General features: G+C 52.9%; 18 protein-coding genes. 11 read left to right on the forward strand and 7 right to left on the reverse strand.

Going from position 1 to position 20,463, the window contains the following annotated elements; genetic code table 11:
- Positions 1-160 precede the first annotated feature (160 nt).
- The 10 genes from rpsP (at position 161) to IE092_RS11420 (ending at position 9,253) form a co-directional block, all read left to right on the forward strand.
- The gene (gene rpsP, locus IE092_RS11375; RefSeq protein WP_189357303.1) at positions 161-409 is read left to right on the forward strand and encodes a 30S ribosomal protein S16; all 249 of its coding nucleotides are present in this window, start codon (positions 161-163) and stop codon (positions 407-409) included.
- Between the two features lie 13 nt (positions 410-422).
- Entirely contained in the window at positions 423-965 is a 543-nt protein-coding gene (rimM, locus tag IE092_RS11380) for a ribosome maturation factor RimM (RefSeq protein WP_229793147.1), read from the forward strand.
- 5 nt (positions 966-970) lie between these two features.
- Positions 971-1,732 (forward strand): tRNA (guanosine(37)-N1)-methyltransferase TrmD, encoded by a 762-nt coding sequence (gene trmD, locus IE092_RS11385; protein ID WP_189357485.1) that lies wholly within the window; start codon positions 971-973, stop codon positions 1,730-1,732.
- A gap of 111 nt (positions 1,733-1,843) precedes the next feature.
- The gene (gene rplS, locus IE092_RS11390; protein ID WP_189357304.1) at positions 1,844-2,227 is read left to right on the forward strand and encodes a 50S ribosomal protein L19; all 384 of its coding nucleotides are present in this window, start codon (positions 1,844-1,846) and stop codon (positions 2,225-2,227) included.
- A gap of 65 nt (positions 2,228-2,292) precedes the next feature.
- Positions 2,293-2,955: a CoA pyrophosphatase gene (locus tag IE092_RS11395; protein WP_189357305.1), complete on the forward strand. Its 663-nt coding sequence runs from the start codon at positions 2,293-2,295 to the stop codon at positions 2,953-2,955.
- Between the two features lie 115 nt (positions 2,956-3,070).
- Positions 3,071-4,015 (forward strand): CobD/CbiB family protein, encoded by a 945-nt coding sequence (locus IE092_RS11400; RefSeq protein ID WP_189357306.1) that lies wholly within the window; start codon positions 3,071-3,073, stop codon positions 4,013-4,015.
- Positions 4,016-4,916: 901 nt separating this feature from the next.
- Entirely contained in the window at positions 4,917-5,252 is a 336-nt protein-coding gene (locus tag IE092_RS11405) for a DUF3579 domain-containing protein (RefSeq protein WP_189357307.1), read from the forward strand.
- 66 nt (positions 5,253-5,318) lie between these two features.
- Complete coding sequence (locus IE092_RS11410) at positions 5,319-6,047, forward strand: histidine phosphatase family protein (protein ID WP_189357308.1); 729 nt, start codon at positions 5,319-5,321, stop codon at positions 6,045-6,047.
- Positions 6,048-6,206: 159 nt separating this feature from the next.
- Positions 6,207-7,943, forward strand: coding sequence for an AMP-binding protein (locus IE092_RS11415; RefSeq protein WP_189357309.1), 1,737 nt, complete (start codon positions 6,207-6,209; stop codon positions 7,941-7,943).
- 167 nt (positions 7,944-8,110) lie between these two features.
- A complete protein-coding gene (locus IE092_RS11420) occupies positions 8,111-9,253 on the forward strand; it encodes an ATP-grasp domain-containing protein (RefSeq protein ID WP_189357310.1) in 1,143 nt (380 codons plus the stop codon).
- A gap of 18 nt (positions 9,254-9,271) precedes the next feature.
- Here the strand turns inward: IE092_RS11420 and IE092_RS11425 are convergent, their stop codons facing one another.
- From IE092_RS11425 to IE092_RS11445, 5 genes are all read right to left on the reverse strand, one after another.
- Positions 9,272-9,877, reverse strand: coding sequence for a response regulator transcription factor (locus tag IE092_RS11425; RefSeq protein ID WP_189357311.1), 606 nt, complete (start codon positions 9,875-9,877; stop codon positions 9,272-9,274).
- A complete protein-coding gene (locus IE092_RS11430) occupies positions 9,874-10,968 on the reverse strand; it encodes a sensor histidine kinase (RefSeq protein WP_189357312.1) in 1,095 nt (364 codons plus the stop codon). The genes IE092_RS11425 and IE092_RS11430 overlap by 4 nt, the downstream gene beginning before the upstream one ends.
- A gap of 61 nt (positions 10,969-11,029) precedes the next feature.
- Positions 11,030-12,823 (reverse strand): CIA30 family protein, encoded by a 1,794-nt coding sequence (locus IE092_RS11435; protein WP_229793148.1) that lies wholly within the window; start codon positions 12,821-12,823, stop codon positions 11,030-11,032.
- Positions 12,824-13,049: 226 nt separating this feature from the next.
- Positions 13,050-14,915: a signal peptide peptidase SppA gene (sppA, locus tag IE092_RS11440; RefSeq protein ID WP_189357313.1), complete on the reverse strand. Its 1,866-nt coding sequence runs from the start codon at positions 14,913-14,915 to the stop codon at positions 13,050-13,052.
- A 21-nt stretch (positions 14,916-14,936) separates the two neighbouring features.
- Positions 14,937-15,950: a S1/P1 nuclease gene (locus IE092_RS11445; RefSeq protein ID WP_189357314.1), complete on the reverse strand. Its 1,014-nt coding sequence runs from the start codon at positions 15,948-15,950 to the stop codon at positions 14,937-14,939.
- Positions 15,951-16,202: 252 nt separating this feature from the next.
- On the opposite strand from IE092_RS11445, the gene IE092_RS11450 reads away from it, so the two are divergent.
- A complete protein-coding gene (locus IE092_RS11450) occupies positions 16,203-17,864 on the forward strand; it encodes a peptide chain release factor 3 (RefSeq protein ID WP_189357315.1) in 1,662 nt (553 codons plus the stop codon).
- 273 nt (positions 17,865-18,137) lie between these two features.
- Here the strand turns inward: IE092_RS11450 and IE092_RS11455 are convergent, their stop codons facing one another.
- Together IE092_RS11455 and IE092_RS11460 are read right to left on the reverse strand one after the other, a co-directional pair.
- Positions 18,138-18,926: a hypothetical protein gene (locus IE092_RS11455; RefSeq protein ID WP_189357316.1), complete on the reverse strand. Its 789-nt coding sequence runs from the start codon at positions 18,924-18,926 to the stop codon at positions 18,138-18,140.
- 487 nt (positions 18,927-19,413) lie between these two features.
- A complete protein-coding gene (locus IE092_RS11460; RefSeq protein WP_189357317.1) occupies positions 19,414-19,923 on the reverse strand; it encodes a hypothetical protein in 510 nt (169 codons plus the stop codon).
- Positions 19,924-20,463: the final 540 nt, after the last annotated feature.

Consider the following 20,463-nt stretch of genomic DNA (forward strand, 5'->3'; position numbering starts at 1 on the left):
CAGATCGTTACAGCGCGGTTGTAGCAGTAAGCGCCGCGTTTGTACAGAGAAGCTGTGTGCATTTTGTTAATCGTTGCGGATAGTTCTTGCCTGTAATTGAAATGCTGGACTATAATCTGCAGCTTTTTCCGCGTTTAGTACATTTTTTTCTGGAAATATTATGGTCGTTATTCGTTTAGCTCGTGGCGGCGCCAAAAAGCGTCCTTTCTACAACATCGTTGTTACTGATTCCCGTAACCGTCGTGACGGTCGCTTCATCGAGCGTATCGGCTTCTACAACCCAGTAGCAACCGGCAATGCAGAAGAAGTTCGTATCGCTGCTGACCGTCTGGGTTACTGGCAAGGTGTAGGCGCGCAACTGTCTCCTTCCGTTGCTCGTCTGGTAGCTCAAAGCAAACCAGCTGCTTAATAGCTGAAGCAGAATGTCTGCTGAAATGCATGTTCCTGAAGATCTGGTCCTGGTTGGCCATATCTCGGGAGCATTTGGTATTCAGGGCTGGGTAAAGATTCGTCCTTATTCAGCAGATGCTGATGCCCTGTTCAATGCCCGTCAGTGGTGGCTGAATAAGCCGGAACTGCGTGAGATCAATTGCCTCGAGGTAAAGCCTCATGGTGAAGATGTTGTGGCGCGTTTGCGCGGCGTGGCAGACAGAAATGCGGCAGAAGCATTAAAAGGTTCAACAGTCAGTATCTCCCGTCAGTCTTTCCCGCCTCTTGAGGACGGCGAATTTTACTGGGTGGATCTGATTGGTTTGTCCGTACAAAACCTTCAGGGTGATTCGCTGGGTGTGGTCCGTGATCTGATGGATAACGGTGCGCATCCGATTCTGCGTGTTGCGGCAGCAGAAGTGCCGGAAGCAGAATTGCACAAGTACGAACGTCTGATTCCGTTTGTTGATCAGTTTGTGAAACAGGTTGATTTGCAGGAAAAACGCGTTCAGGTGGACTGGGGACTGGACTTCTGATGACGATGCAGTTTGACGTCGTCACGCTGTTTCCTGAAATGTTCACCGCACTGACACAGTCAGGTGTGACGCGCAGAGCGTTTGAGCAGCAAAAAGCCGGATTGCACTTGTGGAATCCGCGCGATTGCACCAGTGACAGGCACCGTACCGTGGACGACAGGCCCTATGGCGGTGGTCCGGGTATGGTGATGATGCCGGGTCCTTTGCGGGACACGATTACGCTGGCGAAACAACGTCAGGCTGCAGTTACCGGACAGGCTCCGCGTGTGATTTTCATGTCACCGCAGGGGCAGCCGTTCACGCACCGCAAAGCCGTCGAACTGAGTGCGTTATCCGGTGTCGTGTTGTTGTGTGGCCGTTACGAGGCAGTTGACCAGCGTTTGCTGGACAATTGTGTGGATGAAGAAATCAGCCTCGGCGATTTCGTGTTATCCGGTGGCGAGTTGCCTGCAATGGCGGTGATGGATGCTGTAATCCGGCTGTTACCGGGTGTACTGCACGACGCAGATTCTGCGGTGCAGGACAGTTTCGTGAATGGCTTACTGGATTGCCCGCATTACACACGGCCTGAAGTGTTTGAAGGACAAGCGGTTCCGCCGGTTTTACTGGGCGGAAATCATGCGGAAATTGAAAAATGGCGTCGTCAGCGCGCACTGGAATCCAGTGCGAAAAAACGACCAGACCTGATTCTGCGTGCGCGCGAAGCCGGTTTGCTAAGCCGTGCTGACGAGCAGTTTTTGAAAAGTTTGACCGGTTCTGTTGAATGACAGAATTGGTTTCAAGTGCACAGATCACTGTGCGTTGTTTAACCCCATCCTCTGCCGGGCAGAAGTCAGGTAATGCCTGCGGCGTCGGTAAGATGGCTACTGGAGTCTGAAATGGATCTGATCCAAAAATTAGAGCAAGAAGAAATTGCTCGTCTGGCTAAAAACGTTCCTGAGTTCGCACCTGGCGACACAGTTGTAGTTAACGTCAACGTTGTTGAGGGTACTCGCAAACGTGTACAGGCTTACGAAGGCGTTGTTATCTCCCGTCGTAACCGTGGTCTGAACTCTAACTTCATCGTTCGTAAGATTTCTTCCGGCGAAGGCGTTGAGCGTACATTCCAGCTGTACTCCCCACTGATCGCTTCTATCGAAGTGAAACGTCGCGGTGACGTACGTCGTGCAAAACTGTACTACCTGCGTGAGCGTTCCGGTAAGTCTGCACGTATCAAAGAAAAACTGCCAGCACGTAAAGTGGTTGCAGAAGTTAAAGCATAATTTATGCTGCTTTGATTGCAAAAAAGGATGCTTCGGCATCCTTTTTGTTTTTGAAAGATGGATTGATGAGTCTGAAGTTTCATCCTCAGGAAGTGCCTGCAGATCCAGTGGCAGATTTTGGTGCCATAGCGTCCGAGCGTTTGCAGTCAGATGCACTGCGTGCCCGTTTTCAGACTTCGCGAATCTGGACACCGGATACCCGTCTGGATGAGCAGCGCATGCATGAGCAAGCCTTTCGTCCGGCGGCGGTGCTGATTCCTGTGCTTGAGACCGCGGACGGACCGGAAATCGTACTGACGCGCAGATCGGCGCAATTGCGGCATCATGCCGGACAAATCAGTTTTCCCGGTGGGCGCTATGAAGACAGTGATGCAGATCTGATTGCCACTGCACTGCGCGAAACCAGTGAGGAAACCGGTATACCGGAGCACGAAGTGGAAGTGCTCGGCACCTTGCCTTTATATCGCACAGGGACTGGTTATGAAGTCACGCCGGTTGTGGGTTTGCTGCATTCCGGCGCTATCTGGGCAGGTGATGCTTCGGAGGTAACGGAAATTTTTACCGTACCGCTGCCATTTCTGATGGATGATGCGCACCATTTTTTGCATCGCTATGCACTGACGCAGGAGCGGATCCGGCATTTTTATTCCATGCCTTACCACGACTATTTTATCTGGGGCGCCACTGCCGGAATGTTGCGGAATCTCTACCATTTCCTGCGGGCGTAGGTTTTTGTCCTGTGTCTCCGGGGCAATGCTTCATAAACCCGGCATTTCGGTTTACACTTGCCGCATTTGCAAACCCTTGTGCGGCCTGACGAACCGCCCGAATGCCTGACTCATTATGACTTTTATTTCGATTTTGCTGGCATTGCTGATTGAACAAATCAAACCTTTGCGCGTTGATAATCCGGTGTATATCCAGATTCAGCAACTGGCGCATAAGATCGAGGAAAGTTTCAATGCGGGTGCGGCTAAACATGGCCGGCTTGGCTGGTGGATCGTGGTTGGTCTGCTGACAGTACCGACGGCGCTGATTTACTGGCTGTGTATGAAGCTGAACCCGCTGGCCGGTTTGTTGTGGAATGTGTTCATCGTCTACATGACACTGGGTTTCCGTCGCTACAGCCATTACTTCACCTCCATACAACTGGCCCTGAGTGCCGGTGATGACGATGCTGCGCGCCGTCATCTGGCGGAGTGGGCGCATATTGATACCACGGGCATGGATGTTCCGGAAATTTCCCGCCTTGCCGTTGAGCGCTCTCTGATCGCCACGCACCGCAATGTTTTCGGTGTCTTTTTCTGGTTCCTGATGCCGGTAGGTCCGGCCTGTGCGGTGATGTACCGCGTTTCTGAATATTTGGCCCGTGCCTGGTCTGAGCCGGAACATATGCGGAATGAAGCGTTTGGTGAATACGCGCGCAAAGTGTTTTACTGGATAGACTGGTTGCCGGCGCGCCTGACCGCGGTGGCATTCGCGATTGTCGGTAATTTTGAAGATGCAGTGTATTCCTGGCGGAATTATGCGGATCGCTGGAAAGATGAAGCGATGGGCATCATTTTGTCCGCTGGTGGCGGTGCGCTCGGTGTGCGTCTCGGCGAGCCTGAAGAGAAAGCGCTGATCATCACTGACGCAGACGCGGAAGATGAAGCCGCGGAAATCGAATCCCAGCCGGGTGCAGAGGCAACACCGCGTTCACTGCAAAGTGTGGTCGGCCTGGTCTGGCGTGCCTTGTTATTGTGGATGCTGATGCTGGCAATCTTGTCGTTTGCAGTCTGGCTCTGAGTCAGTTTGGCTTCAGGCTGAAAAGCCGCTCCGGTCCGGAGCGGCTTTTTTGTTTTTGCGCTGACTGACTGGTGTGCAGCAGGGGGGGGCGGAGATGCCTGAATCTGAATGAAGAATGGGGGAGCCGGCAGCAGGGCACGCCGTTGTTGATGCAATATTCGTCATCATGACTTTTCGAAGTGCCAGGCTTTTCGCCGGCAAGCGGGCAGGTGCTGTGCAGAAGTCCGCAAAACAGGCCTCCGGCAGTTGTTTCAGCGCGTTTTTCCTGCCCCTGAGCTTGCCTGCGTATCATCTGCGGATGGCCGGTGAAGAGGGAATTGCGGTTTGCCGGTGTCAACTCGGGCTTGTTTGCCGTAGTGACGTCTGAATGTCATCGCCCTGTGAATTTTAGTTGTGCAGTGATCATCATGCACTGATTGCGGAACCCACTGTTTTCGCGGGCGTTCACGCTGCCCTGTGCAGAACTGCGCAAATGACCGGCTTTTTTCCGTGTTTTTTGCACCAAACGCGTGCGTGTACTTTGTTTGTCCGGAAAGTCTCAGAAGATTTTTTTTGGAAGCGATGCTCGGTAGCATTCAGCGCCACAGTATGCATAGTCAGTAAAGACGGATGTGTTGCCGGATTTTTATGATCTGCATTAATCGTGGAATTTGTCAGAAATTGGCAGATGTTGCTGTTATTTTTGTCCGGAAATCCCGTGCGGGCTGACTTTCTTTACTGCGCGGCAAAATCGGCTATAGTGGTTAAGCATGCTGTGCCAGCGGCCGGCAGGGTGGAAAATCTGTAAGTCCGGTTTCGAACTAAGTCTTCTATAAGATATAATATGGAAGTATTTTGAAAGCTGGATATCACATAATGACATTCTGCTTTTTTCAAACCTGCTTCATTGCGAGCCGAGCACATGGCCGATTCCGACAAAACACCTTCCAAACCCGTTAAAGAGTTTTTTATTCTGGGTCTGACCAATCAGGGAAAACAGTTTCGCCCGAGTGACTGGGCGGAACGGCTTTGTGGCGCCATGTCCTGTTTCAGCCCGGACGGTGGTCGCCACGCCCATTTGAAATATTCCCCCTATGTTCGTCCGATTCTGATGAACGGCGTTCGCTCCGTGGTGGTGAATGAAGCCATCCGCGATATCGAACCGATGGCATTTCACTTCGTGCTGAATTTTGCAAAAGATAATGATTTGCAAATTATTGATGCCTGCCTGATTCCTGACGACAACAACGCTGGCTGATCGCGCCAGCCTCTCCTGCCACTGTGGCATGTGTTACCCTTACATTTTTACTCAGGGGCAGGCACGGTGGCGCAACTCATTCTGGTCCGGCACGGACAAGCTTCTTTCGGTAGTCAGCATTACGATCAGTTGTCTGAGCGCGGATATTTGCAGGCGCAATTGCTGGGCCAATGGTGGAATCAATGCCAGCGCCCGCCAGCGGCGATAGTCACAGGCAGTATGCAGCGCCATCATCAGACCGCAGAACACTGCGCTGCCGCCTGGTCAGGCAGTGCGCATGCTGCGCATCTTGCCAGTGAATGGCAAACGGACAGCGACTGGAATGAATTTCACCACCATGAAATTCTTGTGCGCCATATGCCTGCACTGGACGATCCCGCTGAAAGCCGGGCGATTCTGGCGCAGCCGGATGGAATGCGGACGTTTCAGGGGATTTTCACTGCCGCAATGGAGCGCTGGATTGCCGCACCGGAACAGCATGATTACACCGAAAGCTGGCCTGCGTTCCGGCAGCGCGTACAACAAGCCTTAATGAAGCAGATCAGGCAAGTGCAGCAAAGCGGTCAGGATGTGGTGGTGTTCACGTCCGCAGGTGTGATTACAACGATCGCGCAAATACTGCTCGAGTTTCCGCCACTGCATTTCATGCGCTTAAGCTGGTCTATGGTCAACACCGGCGTCACATGCCTGAATACCGCGCCGTCTGATCCATCGCTGCCTGCTGTGATTACCAGTCTGAATCAGGTACCGCATCTGGAATTGAAAAATCAGCCGGATTTGATCACCTTCGTCTGAATATTTCATACAGCGCTTTGTGCATGTGATCAGAATGATGCATATTGCATAATTTACTGCACCGGATAATATGAAAAGCCTGAGTGCTGCATTCCTGCCGGTGTCATGGCATGCAGCAACTGTTGTCGTCTGTGATTCCATCCCGTCCGGAGGTTTGGTATGCAAGATGCACCCTGGCTTCAACATTATCCGGCCGGAATCCCGCGCCATTTGTGTGCGGTCAGACAACATCTGAGCGACTGGTTTGCGCAGATGTGCGAACGCTGGTCAGATCATGCCGCATTACAGGCTGGTGGCCGCTGCTGGACTTATGCAGAAATCGCCACGGAAACGGCGCAACTGCGTGATCGTTTGCAGCAGGCAGGGGTGCTGGCAGGGCAGGCGGTTGGTTTGCTGAGCGGAAATTCTCCGCAGGCCATCTTCAGTTATTTTGCACTGTGGCAATGCGGCGCAGTCGTGGTTCCTTTGTCGCCGCTCGATGCACCTCAGCAACTGGCGCGCAAACTGCAGGACAGTCAGGCGGTCTTTGTCCTGACGCAAAATCTCACTCCGTTCATTTCTGCACTGCTGCAGATTGCTGACAGCAGTGGCTTGCAGGCAGTGCTGGTGCAGGATGTCTGTGCATGTGCTGCTGATCCGCTGTCAGCAAGACAGCAATTGCAGACTGCCGGTTTGCTGGCGGAACTGCCGTCACATACGCTGTTCCGAACTTTGCCTGATGTTTGCGCTGCTGCGGGTGCGCTGATCCGCCACGATGACAGCGAACAGCCAGCGCTGATTCAGTACACCGGCGGTACGACAGGTGAACCGAAAGGTGCGCTGCTGACGCACAGCAACTTACTCAGTGCCTGCGAGCAATTACTGGCAACGACCCGTACTGAACCGCCGGTATTGCGGCTCGGCCAGGAGCGCCTGCTGCTGGTCTTGCCGGTATTTCATATTTATGCACTGACGGCAGGCATTTTGCTTGCGCTGTCTGCCGGTGCGGAAATCATCCTGCATGCGCGTTTTGATGCAGATGCGGTCTTGCAAGATTTACTGAAGAAACAGGTCAGTATATTCCCCGGTGTACCGACCATGTATGCGGGACTGATGATGCATCCGCAGGCAGAAAGGCTGCGTCAGTGTCATTTGCGGTTCTGCTGTTCCGGCGGGGCGCCGCTGCCGCATGTTCTGGCAGAGCGGTTTGCGGCCGTCAGTGCCTGTCGTTTGCTGGAAGGCTGGGGCATGACTGAAGCAGGACCGTCCGGCACGTTTACGCCGCGTACCGGTGCAGTGCGCGCAGGTTCTTGTGGTTTGCCGGTGCCGGGGCTGGCGCTGAAGATTGTACGTCTGGGTGCGCCGGATATCACCGAAGCTACCGGTACCAAGGGCGAAATCTGCATCAGCGGCCCAAACGTGATTCGTCAGTACTGGAGACGGCCACCTGATGCTGACAGTTTTACAGCGGACGGCTATTTGCGGACCGGTGATATCGGTTATCTGGATCAGGATGGTTATCTTTACATCGTGGATCGCTGCAAAGATATGCTGATCACTGGCGGTATGAATGTTTATCCGCGTCTGATTGAAGAAGCGATATACCGTCATCCGGATGTGGCAGAAGTCATGGTCATCGGCATGCCGGATCCTTACCGCGGGCAGCTGGCACGTGCCGGTATTGTGATGAAGCCGGGGTGTTCTCCGCTAAGCTTATCGGACTTAAGATCATTTTTAAGCCCTGTTCTCGGAAAGCATGAATTACCTGCACAACTGGTGATACGCAGCAGTCTGCCAAAAACTGCGATCGGAAAGTTGTCAAAAAAAGACTTTCTGGCTGAGGAACTGGCGAATACTGCCGTAACAGCTGACACGCTGACTGGACCGCCCACTACAGCTACCCGCGAGGCCGACTGAGCAGGGAAAAAGACGCGCAGAGGAAAAGTGGTCTTCCCACAGGCTGGAAATCAGTCTTTCAGCGGGTATTTGCAATGGTAAAAAACAAATTTTTGTGATGTATTTGTCATTAAAAGAACAGATGGTCGGTGTTACAGTCTGATCTGTTTTATTCAACTGGTTGACGTATGTTGCCCGCTTTACCCGCAGCCGTTGCTCCACGTATTCTGATTCTCAGTCAAGCTTGCTGGGAGGGCTTGTCACGCCTGCCGGCGATGCTGCATGCAGCCGGTGCATCCGTTGAAGTGTTTGGCCCGGCCGGAAATTATCCTTCGCTGTCACGCCATGTGACCGCCAGCCATTGCGCACCGGCTGCGATGGATGCTTACCTGCAGGCTTTGCAGGAATTTCTGGCGAAAACAGCGCCTCACGACTGGATTGTGATCGGTGACGACACCCTGTGGTATGCGCTGGCAGCGCATCGCACGCAAAGCTGGGTACAGGATGTGATTCAGCATGCGGTGCCTTTGACCTCACTGGATATGGTGGTTTCTAAAATAAATTTTTCAGAAAAATGTATTGCTGCCGGTATTCGGATGCCGGCATTTCGAGTCTGCCATAATCTTGCCGAAGCGCAGGATGCCGCTGCTGTGCTGGGCTTTCCGCTTGTCTTAAAAGAGGCGCAGGGATATGCGGGCTTATCGGTGCAGATACTGCATACGCCGGAAAGTCTGGCGGCGGCAGATTTTTCTGAACCACGCATTGTGCAGGCATTTATCCGTGGGAAAACCCTGAGTGCTTGTGCTTTGTATCAGCACGGCGTGCTGGCGGGGATGTTTTCCTATTACCGCAGCCGTACCTGGGGCAGCCTCGGTCCTTCTGCTGCAATTCGTTTTAAAGTGTTTGACGGCTTAACCGAGATGGCGCAGAAGCTCGGGCAGCTCAGCGGATTTCATGGTTTGTGCGGGCTGGATCTGATCGAATCCGAAGAGGACGGGAAATGGTATTTGCTGGAGCAGAATTTCCGGCCGACCCTGACGATGGATGCCGGGCATCTGGCTGGCGCAGATCTGACCGGATTGCTGCCACTGTTATGGTCGGAGCGCAGTCTGCCGGCAAATTTGCCCCGCCTTCAAAATCCGGCGTCTGGTCAGCTGGAAGCATTGTTCCCGCAAGACTTTTTCCGCGCGATTGATGAGCGGCGTGCCCTGCAGATTGCATGCTGGCTGTTGCGCCCGTGGCGCTGGCGCTGGCAGGAGCCGGCAATTATGGCGCTGAATCTGCGTATCGCAATGCGCAAACTATTTAATAGTCAGCACGGTACGGTGTAAGCCACTCAGTGGTTACGCTTACAGCCAGCCCTGATCCCGTGCCAGACGGAAGGCATCGACCCGGTTTTTCGCCTGCAATTTGCTGATAGCTTCCGATAAATAGTTTCTTACCGTACCTTCAGATAAAAACAAACGCTTTGCAATATCTGCATTGCTTGCGCCTTCACCCGCCAGACGCAGAATTTGCCGTTCGCGTTCGTTCAGTGGATCCGCTGCCGCGCCCCAGCTTTCCACGGCCAGTTCCGGCGCAATCGCTTTGCCGCCTGCGTGCACAGTACGGATTGCTGCCGCCAGCGTTTCTGCCGGAGCATCTTTCAGCATATAACCACGCACACCGCTTGCCAGTGCACGGCGCAGAAATCCGCTGCGGGCAAATGTGGTCAGCACAATGACTTTGACCGTGCTGCGCGCAGTATGCAGTTCTGCCGCCAGATCCAGTCCGCTCATGTGCGGCATTTCGATATCCGTAATCAGGATATCCGGCTGCAGTGTCTGGCAAAGCTGCAATGCCTCTTTACCGTCTTTTGCCTGCGCAAGCACATCAATATCATCTTCCAGTTTCAGCAGTGCCGCCAGTGCACCGGCGACCAGTGCCTGATCTTCGGCTAATAAAATACGTATCATGCAAAGTCCTTTGCTAAAGTGGCGCGAATTTCCCACTGTTCTTCGCAGCGAATATCAATATTTCCGTTCAGAGAAGCCAGTCGTTCACGCATGCCGCGCAAACCATTACCGTCGCGAACTGGCTGATGCTGTGCATCCTGCGGTAAATCGTTACAAATACTCAGCACCCATTGCGCAGCCTGTTGTTCAAGACGGATATGGCATTGTGTTGCTTTTCCATGGCGCAGAATATTGGTTGCTGCCTCACGCAGCAGTAAAGCCAGTATGTTTTCAGTCGCAGCGGATAATGCGGGGAAGTTTGCGGGCATTTGGATCTGACATTGCACACCGGAAGATTCCAGCGTTGCGCAAGCCTGACGCAACTCATGCGCGAATCCGGTGGAGCGGTAGCCGGTAATTGCTGCTCGTACTTCTGCCAGTGCATCGCGCGCCGTTTTTTCCACATCCCGGATTTCCTGTTCGGCCTGTTCCGGCGCACGCTGCATCAGCTTACGTGCAAGCTCTGCTTTTAAGGCGATCACCGATAAACTGTGTCCCAGCAGATCATGCATATCCCTTGCGATCCGTTCACGTTCTGCAATGGTCGCCAGATATTCAACTTCTTCCTGCTTGCGCAGCAGATCCTCTTTACTGCGCAGCATTTTTTCACCAATGACGGCACTGACGCCGGCAGTGGTGCCGAACAAGAGTGCAGGGATCCAGAAAAACGACTGCAGGTTCAGCAGCAGTGTACATGTGATGATCAGCAGACCGGCAAATCCCAGTGTCTGATACGCCCTGCGCTCCGGCGTGATGCGGCTCGCCATCGCTGCAGCGAAGATGCAAAAAGTGGAACCGCCGCCATTCCACGGCGCCCAGATCAGGCCCAGCGCCAGTGTTGCAAACACGCACGCCATCAAGCGCTTTCCGGTGCTGTTGAAACTCAGAAAATACACCGGTAAGAAGACACAGATACTCAGCAATATCAGCCCGATTTCTGTCATGTCCATACGGGTGTAGAGGGCTTTCCAGCCAAAGATTACCAGCGACAACAGCCAGAAATACGGTGCTTTACCGTAGCGCTCAGGAATCAGAGGAGAGGGCAGGTGCATACAGCGTTATCCTTATCATTGCAAAAAAGAGCAGGCATCGTTGCCTGCTCCTGTGCCGGCATTATTCACTGATCAGACGAATGTCCGCAATCTCAAACTGACGTTCACCCGCAGCGCCACCGGCATTCCAGCTGATCATCGTAATCAGTTTCATATTCAGACCGGCAACGTCTGCGAAACGCACGCGGACTTCCTGCCAGTCCTGACTGGTCTGAAACGGAATCTGCACCGGAATAAAGCTGCCATCAATACCGAATGCCAGCGCATAAGTTTGTCCGTCACCGCGCGTTTTAAAACGCAGTTCGCTTGCCTTTTCCAGATTCGCTGCCTGCATAGGGCGGGCTCCAGGCATCAGGCTGACGCCTGCCCACGGATACGCGAATCCGGGTTGTATATTTGCCTGCAATTGCAATACCGGACCTGCTTCGCTATCTTGCTGCACCTGCATGCGGGCAGTGGATTTGCCTCCCATCATCTTGTCCGATGCCGCCATCCAGCCTGTGCCGAACGGAGATGCCGCCTTATTATTTTTTATTTGCAGAAGGCTGGTAACTGCGGAAAGCTGAATCGCATTGCTTTGCATTGCAGCGACTTTTTTAATCTGCGCCTGTTGCAAGGGACTCACAGGCTCACCTTGTTTCCAGACCTCCGTGATACGTTGCGTATCGGTGATTTTCTGATCCGGCTGTCCGTCGATCAGCAACAGATTCGCGACCATGCCGGTTGCGATGCGTCCCTGATCAGACAAATGAAATATCTTTGCCGGAGAGCTGGTTGCAGCCTGCAAGGCTTGCACCGGTGACAGCCCGGCTTCCACCAGTTCCAGTAATTCCTGGTGCATGCTGATACCGAATTGAGTGCCGTTATTTCCGGCATCCGTTCCCGCCAGCACCGGAATGCCAGCCTTCTGGAATGCTGCCGCAGCTTTACGGGCGGGCGCTACCAGTTCCGGTTGCGGCTTACGACCGTAGGTTTGCTGTAACGCCTGTTGCTGCACTGGTGTCAGCCAGCGCATCCACGCCGGATTCGCCAGAACTGCATCCGCTTTGATGCCTGCAATGCTGTTCAGTACCGAGAAGGTTGGAATTACAAAGGCACGGTGTTTTTTTGCAGCGCGAACCAGTGCACTTAATTGCTGATCGCTGATTTCTTTTGCGGTGAATAAATGCACCAGACCATCTGCGCCGTTTTCCAGTGCAAACAGGGCATCGTCAATGCTGCTGATGTGTACCAGTGCCAGTTTGTTGCGCTTGTGTGCAGCGCTGATCAGTGCTTTCACGGCGTCGCGGCTGAGGCTGGGGACGACGTGTTCATGTCCGCCGCTTTCCATCACGATTTTGATGAAGTGTGAACCTTCCGCAATCCGTGCATCCACCCATGCCTGCGCCTGATCCGGCGCGCTCAGTGTTTCTACCGGTAATCCGTATTCAGTGCCGTGTCCGCCTTTGACAGTTGCCAGCATACCTGCGGAGTAGGTGTCAGGCAGCTGGGTATTTTTTTCTTTCAGCTGACGGTTAAAGGCTTGTAATGCAGGCTGTGCGGCAAATAAGTCAATTTGCGCAGTGACGCCAAACAGCAGCGGTAATTCCTGGTCTTTAAACGCATGCACATGGCTGTCGATCAGGCCCGGCAACAGGGTTTTGCCGGCGGCTTCCGTAATCACCGCACCTGCAGGTGCCGGAATGCTGGTGTCGATGCGGGAAATTTTGCCATCCTGTATCAGCACGTCGCGCACACCGATAATGCGTTCTCCATCGAACACACGCGCCTGACGAATCAGGGTATCGGCAGCGCTGGCTTGCATTGCCAGACCGGACAACAACAGACTCAGTACACTACGGGAAAATCGGGACATCTCAGCCTCCGTCAGAAAGAATATTGAACAGGCTTCAGTGTGCCTGTGCGGCATCAGAAAGTTCAGGGGCATACGTCATAACTTTCACATGACAATTGTCATGTTCCGTGTCCGGTATTCCGTGTTCCAACACGCGCAGACATAAAAAAACCGTCGCCGGAGCGACGGTTTCTGGCAGACCGGAAATGCGGAAACCGGTCACTGCAGGGGCGGCAGCCCGCGCAGATTAAGGCGCTTTACAGAAGCAGTGCGTGACTTCTGCATAACCTTTCGGATTATTGTTCAGATCATTAATCCAGCGGATATCTTCCTGCACCTGATTCACCATTGCCGGTGTCATGCCGGTTGGTACCAGTGCCAGCTGGAAGTGCTTCGCCAGTGTGGCACTGATCTGTGCATTGAACATTTCCAGCAATTTATCAAGCTTGGAACCTTCCGGTTCGATATAGCTGGCATGATAGTTGTTACCGAGTTTCGCCAGTTTGGCAGCGGAATTCAGTGCATCCTCAAAACTGCCCAGACGATCGACCAGACCACGCTCTTTTGCCTGCACACCGGTCCAGACGCGGCCTTGTGCCACTTCATTGATTTTTTCCGGCGTGGTTTTGCGTGCGGCTGCGGCTTTGGTTGTGAACTCTGCGTAGATATGGTTAATGCTGCTCTGTACCATATCGGCAAACTTCGGATTCAGCGGACGCAGCGGGTTATACGGTTCAGCCAGCCATGTAGTGGTGGTGCCCGCAGTATGGATGCCCAGTTTTTCCACGGCTTTGTCAGCTGTCGGCAGAATTGCAAACACACCGATAGAACCGGTAATGGTCGCTTCATCCGCAATCACTTCATCCGACGACATGGAAACCCAGTAACCACCGGAAGCCGCAACGTTACCCATGGAAATGACGACAGGCTTGCCTGCTTTGCGTGTCAGTTCCAGTTCGCGGCGGATCAGTTCTGAACCGAAAGCGCTGCCACCCGGCGAGTTAACACGCAGAACAACGGCTTTGACTTTGTCATCTTCGCGTGCTTTGCGGATCAGACTCGATGTGGACAAACCACCGATGGAACCGGCAGGTGCTTTGCCTTCGCTGATTTCGCCTTCGGCAATAATCACACCAACCTGATCACCACCCAGATTCATGTTGTGACCTTTGTTCAGTGCCAGATACTCGTCAAAACCGATCTGACGGAAGCTTTTGTTTTTGCTGTCCGGTGCACCGATGGTGTACATCAGTTCGCGCAGTTCATCGCGGGTTTTCAGGCCATCCACCCATTTCAGATTCACAGCCAGCTGACCGCTGCTGTCGCCGGCGGCTTTCAGCAGTTCAGGCAATTTGTTGATGCTTTCTGTGACCGAACCAGCAGGCAGTTTGCGTGCTTTTTCGATGTCATCGGTGTAGATCTTCCACAAACCGTTGTACAGATAAGCATCTGCTTCAGCAGCAGCCTGAGAAGGGCCGTTGCTGATATACGGTTCAGCGAAGCTTTTATACGTACCGACTTTCAGCACATTGACTGTGACACCCAGTTTATCCAGTGCATCGCGGTAATAATTGCGATAGCCGCCGAAGCCGGTGACCGATACCATCCCCATCGGGTGCATGTAGATCTGATCGGCGTGCGCCGCCAGCAGGTATTGCTTCTGGCTGTAAGAAGAACCCCAGGCGATCACTTTTTTGCCGGTCGCGCGGAATTTATCCAGCGCTGCGGCAACTTCACGCTCCAGTACCAGACCACCGCCGTTCAGCTCATCCAGCAACAGAACAATGCTGGTGATTTTGCTGTCGTCTTTGGCGGTATCGATTGCTTCCAGAATATCGCGTAACTGAATGGAACGGCGCGTATCACCCTGTGCTTCGGCGAGGAAGGCATCGCGTGCTGTTCCTGCATGCTGCTCTACCAGATTCCCTTTGAGATCGAGGATCAGTGCCGTTTTATCTTCCAGCTTACGTGGTTTTTCAGAGGAAAACGACGCTGCGATACCGATCAGGATAATCAGTAACAGCAGGTTCAGGATTGCACGGCGGCCGTAATCGAGTACGGTCCACAGCATGCGGAATCCTTTTCCTATCCATTGCAAAGGCGTAATACGCATTGTTGCTCCTTCAGTTAAAAATTACTCCGGCCAGATTTCCTGCAAAATCTGGGTCAGATGTGCACCACCGCGTACCAGTGCATCATCTTTCATGTTTGCCATCATTTTTTCATATTCTAATGGCAACGCGATTGACCAGTTTAACCCACGTGAAGCCGGCGCGGCTTTTCCGAACTGAGAACCGGTGAATAAAGTGCGCGCATCACGGATTGCATCGTTCGCCCACAGCACTGGCAAATCGTTCAGTGGTGCTTTTGCAACATTGTAAGTGCGGGCTTTTTTCACCAGCGCATCGTTCATGCGGCCGCGTTTGTAGTTGTACGGCACATCGTCCCACAGCGAGTGCAGGTTGCCGCATGGACATTGCAGCGCATTACCACCAACGGTGTTGGTGCTGTGATCATAGCCGTGCTCATCCGGATTGACCTGTTTGCCATCTTTATCCAGAAACACAGAACCAACGTGCAGCGGCTGGTGAATATCGCCGATGTAATGCACCAGCAAGGCCAGTGCTTCCGCTTTGTCTTTGAATGAGAACGGGGCAGGGGCTTCTTTGCCCTGCAGTACCAGTGCAGCAGCGCGGATCGCATTCACCACATCGTGATCGCTGGTGCCTGCATAGCCGGTTTTGTAATGGTCATGCTGAATCGCGACGTCGGCGTAATGGTATTGCTTGTGGCAGGTTTCTTCGCCTTCTCCCGGTTTGCACTGGGTATTGTTACGGCGTACGTAATCTGCCATCGCCGCAATGCCAGCCTGCGTTTCAAACGGTGCACATTCCGGATAGCGACCCATGGAGGTATAGGCAAAATCTTTTTGCGGATCGATGCCTTTCACGCAATCACCCCAGACCGAGACTTTTTCCAGCGTCTGACCCGCCAGAATGGCTTTGACCTGCGCACCGGCTTTGGTGCCTTCCAGCAGCTTGTCAGCGACGGCACCAACGGACTGGTGACCATCTGCACCCCACGCAAATGCCAGACCCGGCATCGCGACAGCCGCGCTCAGCAGGCTGCTCAACAACAGTTTTTTCATGATGTATTCTTTCTTATAAAACAAAACAGGACGTCATGACGACGATATCAGCATAGTCATTCCGGATGTCATTGTGATGAAATCCGGTAAATAAGCAATCGTTTGCGTCATTTGGACAACGGCACAACAGTCAGGTTCCTGCCGTTATAAAAAATGACCGTGAAAGCGGCAGGGCTTGTCTGTCCGTACATCGACTTCGACCCGCAGTGGCGATAAAATAGAGGGTTTTATCTCTGATCTGAACGGAAACCGATGAGTACCGAATCTGCCAATCCAGAAGCAAGCGTCGCCAGCGCGCAGACCAGTGCTTCGCTGCAAAACCTGATTAAGCGTGAAACAGCACGCCGCCGCACTTTCGGCATCATTTCCCACCCGGATGCGGGTAAAACCACACTGACTGAAAAACTGCTGATGTTTTCCGGTGCGATTCAGCTGGCCGGTACGGTGAAAGCGCGTAAGAGCGCGCGCCACGCCACGTCCGACTGGATGGAGATTGAAAAGCAGCGTGGTATTTCGGTGGCTTCATCGGTGATGCAGTTCGAGTACCGCGATCACGTCGTCAATCTGCTCGATACCCCGGGCCACCAGGACTTCTCGGAAGATACTTACCGCGTGCTGACCGCCGTTGACTCTGCGCTGATGGTGATTGACGCGGCTAAGGGTGTGGAAGAACAAACCCTGAAGCTGCTGAACGTCTGCCGTATGCGTGACACCCCGATCATCACCTTCGTCAATAAAATGGACCGCGAAACCCGCGATCCGCTGGAACTGCTGGATGAACTGGAATCGGTACTCAAAATCCAGTGCGCACCGGTCACATGGCCTATCGGCATGGGTAAAAATTTCCGTGGTGTGTATCACATCATCAAAGATGAAGTGCTGCTGTTCACGCCGGGCAATGAGCGCGCAGATCAGGAAGTGGAAGTCATCAAAGGCATCGACAATCCGCGTCTGCAGGAAATGTTCCCGATTGAAATGGAACAGTTGCGCATGGAAGTGGAACTGGTACACGGTGCATCGCATCCGTTCAGTCTGGAAGACTTCCTGTCCGGTGTACAGACGCCGGTCTTCTTCGGTTCCGCGATCAATAACTTCGGTGTGCGTGAAATTCTGAATGCCCTGATCGAATGGGCACCGGCACCGCGTGAACGCGATGCCACCGTGCGTGCCGTCGGCCCGACCGAAGCACCGTTCTCCGGTTTCGTTTTCAAAATTCAGGCGAATATGGACCCGGCCCACCGCGACCGTATCGCTTTCCTGCGCGTCTGTTCCGGCCGTTTTGAACGCGGCATGAAACTCAAACATTTGCGTCTGAACCGCGAAGTCAAAGTATCGTCCGTGGTGACGTTTATGGCTTCCTCGCGTGAACAGGTGGAAGAAGCCTACGCAGGCGATATCATCGGTTTGCCGAACCACGGCAATATGCAGATCGGCGACAGTTTCTCCGAAGGCGAACTGTTGCAATTCACCGGTATTCCTTACTTCGCACCGGACTTTTTCCGTACCGCACGCATTCTGAATCCGCTGAAAATCAAGCAATTGCAAAAAGGCTTGCAGCAGCTGGGTGAAGAGGGCGCGGTACAGGTGTTCCGTCCGGTTACCGGCAGCGATCTGGTGCTGGGTGCGGTCGGTGTGCTGCAGTTTGAAGTGGTTGCCAGCCGTCTCAAAAATGAATACGGCGTGGACGCTGTGTTTGAAGGCACCAGCATCAGCAGCGCACGCTGGATTACCTGTGACGATAAGAAAATGCTGGCTGATTTCGAACGTTCGTCCGCCGGTGCCAATCTGGCCTACGATGCCGCCGGCAATCTGGCCTATCTGGCCACCTCCGGCGTCAACCTGCGCTTAACGCAGGAACGCTGGCCGGACATCACTTTCCACAATACGCGCGAACACGCGGTCAAACTGACCTGATCCGCTGATTGCACGGAACATCAAAACCCGCCCTGCAGATGCACGGCGGGTTTTTTGTTGTCCGGTGCGTTTAGTTTTCAGACTTTCCAATCGAACGCTAAGCCAGCATTGCCGCGAGAGCCGGTTTTCAGCGCCAAAACACCCCAAATGCGGTGTTCAGCACAGCGATACTGCGGTCGTCGGCAGAAAGTCCGGGCTTTACAAAAGTGCGAATGACGATATTTGCACAGTGTCTGGTCAGGTGCCATGCTACGACAGGGAAGGCGGGGGTAACTATTCGTGTTGTTGCAAGACTGTTGTTGCATCAAAATGGAAATGAGGAGGTGATTCACAGACATAGTCCGAAACCCGACTTCGAATCGATACTCTCGGGGAATTGATAACTTCGATGTCGTGAATTAATACGCCGGAAATTCCGGAGAGGCAAATCTCCGCTCTCACGAAGCCAAGGATCAGACTGTTTGTTGCAAGTGACTGAATTTGCGTTTTCGACGACTTCCACGAGCGACTCCGATGCTCTTGGATTATTCCCTGTATATCGAGCAATAAAATAAAAGGCTTGAAATCCTCTCTTTCACTGAATTTGTCTAAACAACGTTGTTTTGCCGCTGTATAGAGTGTGATCATGTGAGGCGTAAGGTCGTCTTCAGTTCCCTCAAAAGGATAAGGTGAGACTTTCACGTTTGCGTAGGTTTCCAGTTTCCCAAAAGCCCTGAGTTCGGCGGCTACAGCATATTTGACAGATTGTATTCTGTTCTTCCAGATCATTCCCTCGCATTCTTGCAGCGTATGCGCCCCCGTTTTGGAATCACCTGCGACATATGCTTCGTAAGACATTTCGATGAGTTCACGCATGATGCGCAGTTTTCGCGTGTCGGTTATTTTTCGCTCTGCAAAGCGAAATCCAGAGCGAAGCGCATTAAACGCAGCAGCCAGGGTTTCTTTCTGATTCACCGGCGTGTCGTCGAAAGAAGTAAAGCGATCCGGAGCGTTGAATAGTACATGTGCCCAAAAATCGTGGTACTGCCCTAATGTTTCAAAGTCATCGAAGAATAGAGTCATAATTTCATAGGAATGAAACGTGTTGTAGTCTTGCTAATCGGCGGCTGGGTTATCAGCGTAGCAGTCCTGCTAAAAAAAATTCAAATGAAATTTAATGGACGTATCTGCACTTCAGGTGTCAAACGGAATAGAGGCCTGGCGCCGATCTGCGCATGAATTTTTTTGTACGAAATAATTGATGAATTTTAACTTGGCGTTGCGTCGGTGGAATTGACTGTAAGCGAGTGGTCATTCCTTGCTTGTTCACGCCATATATGTTCGAGGGCAGTTTTTCGTATTTCTGTCAGCTCCGATAGTGAGCTGTTATCCAGTTGCGTTAAATTCAGCCCAAAAACACCCTAAATCACCCCAAATGCGGTGTTCAGCACAGCGATACGGCGGTCGTCGGCAGAAAGTCCGGGCTTCAGAAAAATGCGAATGACGATAGTTGCACAGTGGTGGCTAGTTATCCTGCGATGGCATGCCCGCCGAATTTCAGCTTTGCAAGTTAACGTTCATCGAATGCATCTTCGTCCAGTAAATACAGAATCTTTTCTGATTGCTGCGACAGCAGGCTGGTGTTTTTGTTGCAGATCAGCGTTTGTTCAGGCTTATCATCCGGCGCGACTTTGATGACTTGCCGGTGCGTGCCATCATGCTCGTCATCCTGTATCACATAACGGTATTTACCGACCTTAAAACTGAGCCAGACGGAGCGTGTATTTCCTTTCCTGCCCAGCGTATCTGACGACAGTGCCCGAAAACTTGTGAAAGGGTCGATTACTTTCGGGTAAATCATTTCCGGCTGACGGCTTTCCGGTTTTCCGAAGCGATACTGCAAACCACCGGACGACCGCGACCAGTCGGCTGTTGCGCACAAAGAAGCGACCTTGTGATTGCTGAAAGTGCAGCTGAACAATTCGCGCTCGGAACGTGTGCACCATGTCCGGTGCTCTTCGGCGTGGCTGGCGGCGCTCAGAAAAAAGAGCAGGAAAAACATAATACGCAGAGAAGTCATGCTGATGATGTCCTGAGCTGTTGAACAGATGAAGTGCGGCGTAAATCATAGCAGCAAGCCCCGGCTTGTTTTAACGGGTTTTGCGCTTTCAGTTGTCACGAATGGAAAGCGCCGGATGCCACTTGCAGTCTGCACTTTTTTTGCGCAGGTGAGCTGGCTGTCTACTGGCGATGCATCCGGCGCAATACCCGCTTCGAAACCCCCGAAAACACGCAAAAATTCCCTGAATGCGGTGTTCAGCACAGCGATACTGCGGTCGTCGGCAGAAAGTCTGGCTGTCCGGAACATGCCAATGCGGATATCTGCACAAATGTTGTTGCCTGATCTGAATCCGGGGCCGGGAGCTGTTGACGCTGTGCCGTCAGATACCGGTTGCCGCAGACGTGGTACATGGCAAGTAAATTGGATGCAGTTGTATAGATAGCTGTAATACCACTTTGAACCGTGCGGATTGCCGGCCCTTATCCGGATGCGGGCTGGCGCCGGAGGCTGTGCCGGTGTGACTGCCTGCGTCCAGACCAGTTGTGCTGAGAGCCATTT

The sequence above is a fragment of the Cognatundibacterium squillarum genome (genome assembly GCF_014652435.1).
Classification (GTDB): Bacteria; Pseudomonadota; Gammaproteobacteria; order Burkholderiales; family Burkholderiaceae_D; genus Undibacterium; species Undibacterium squillarum.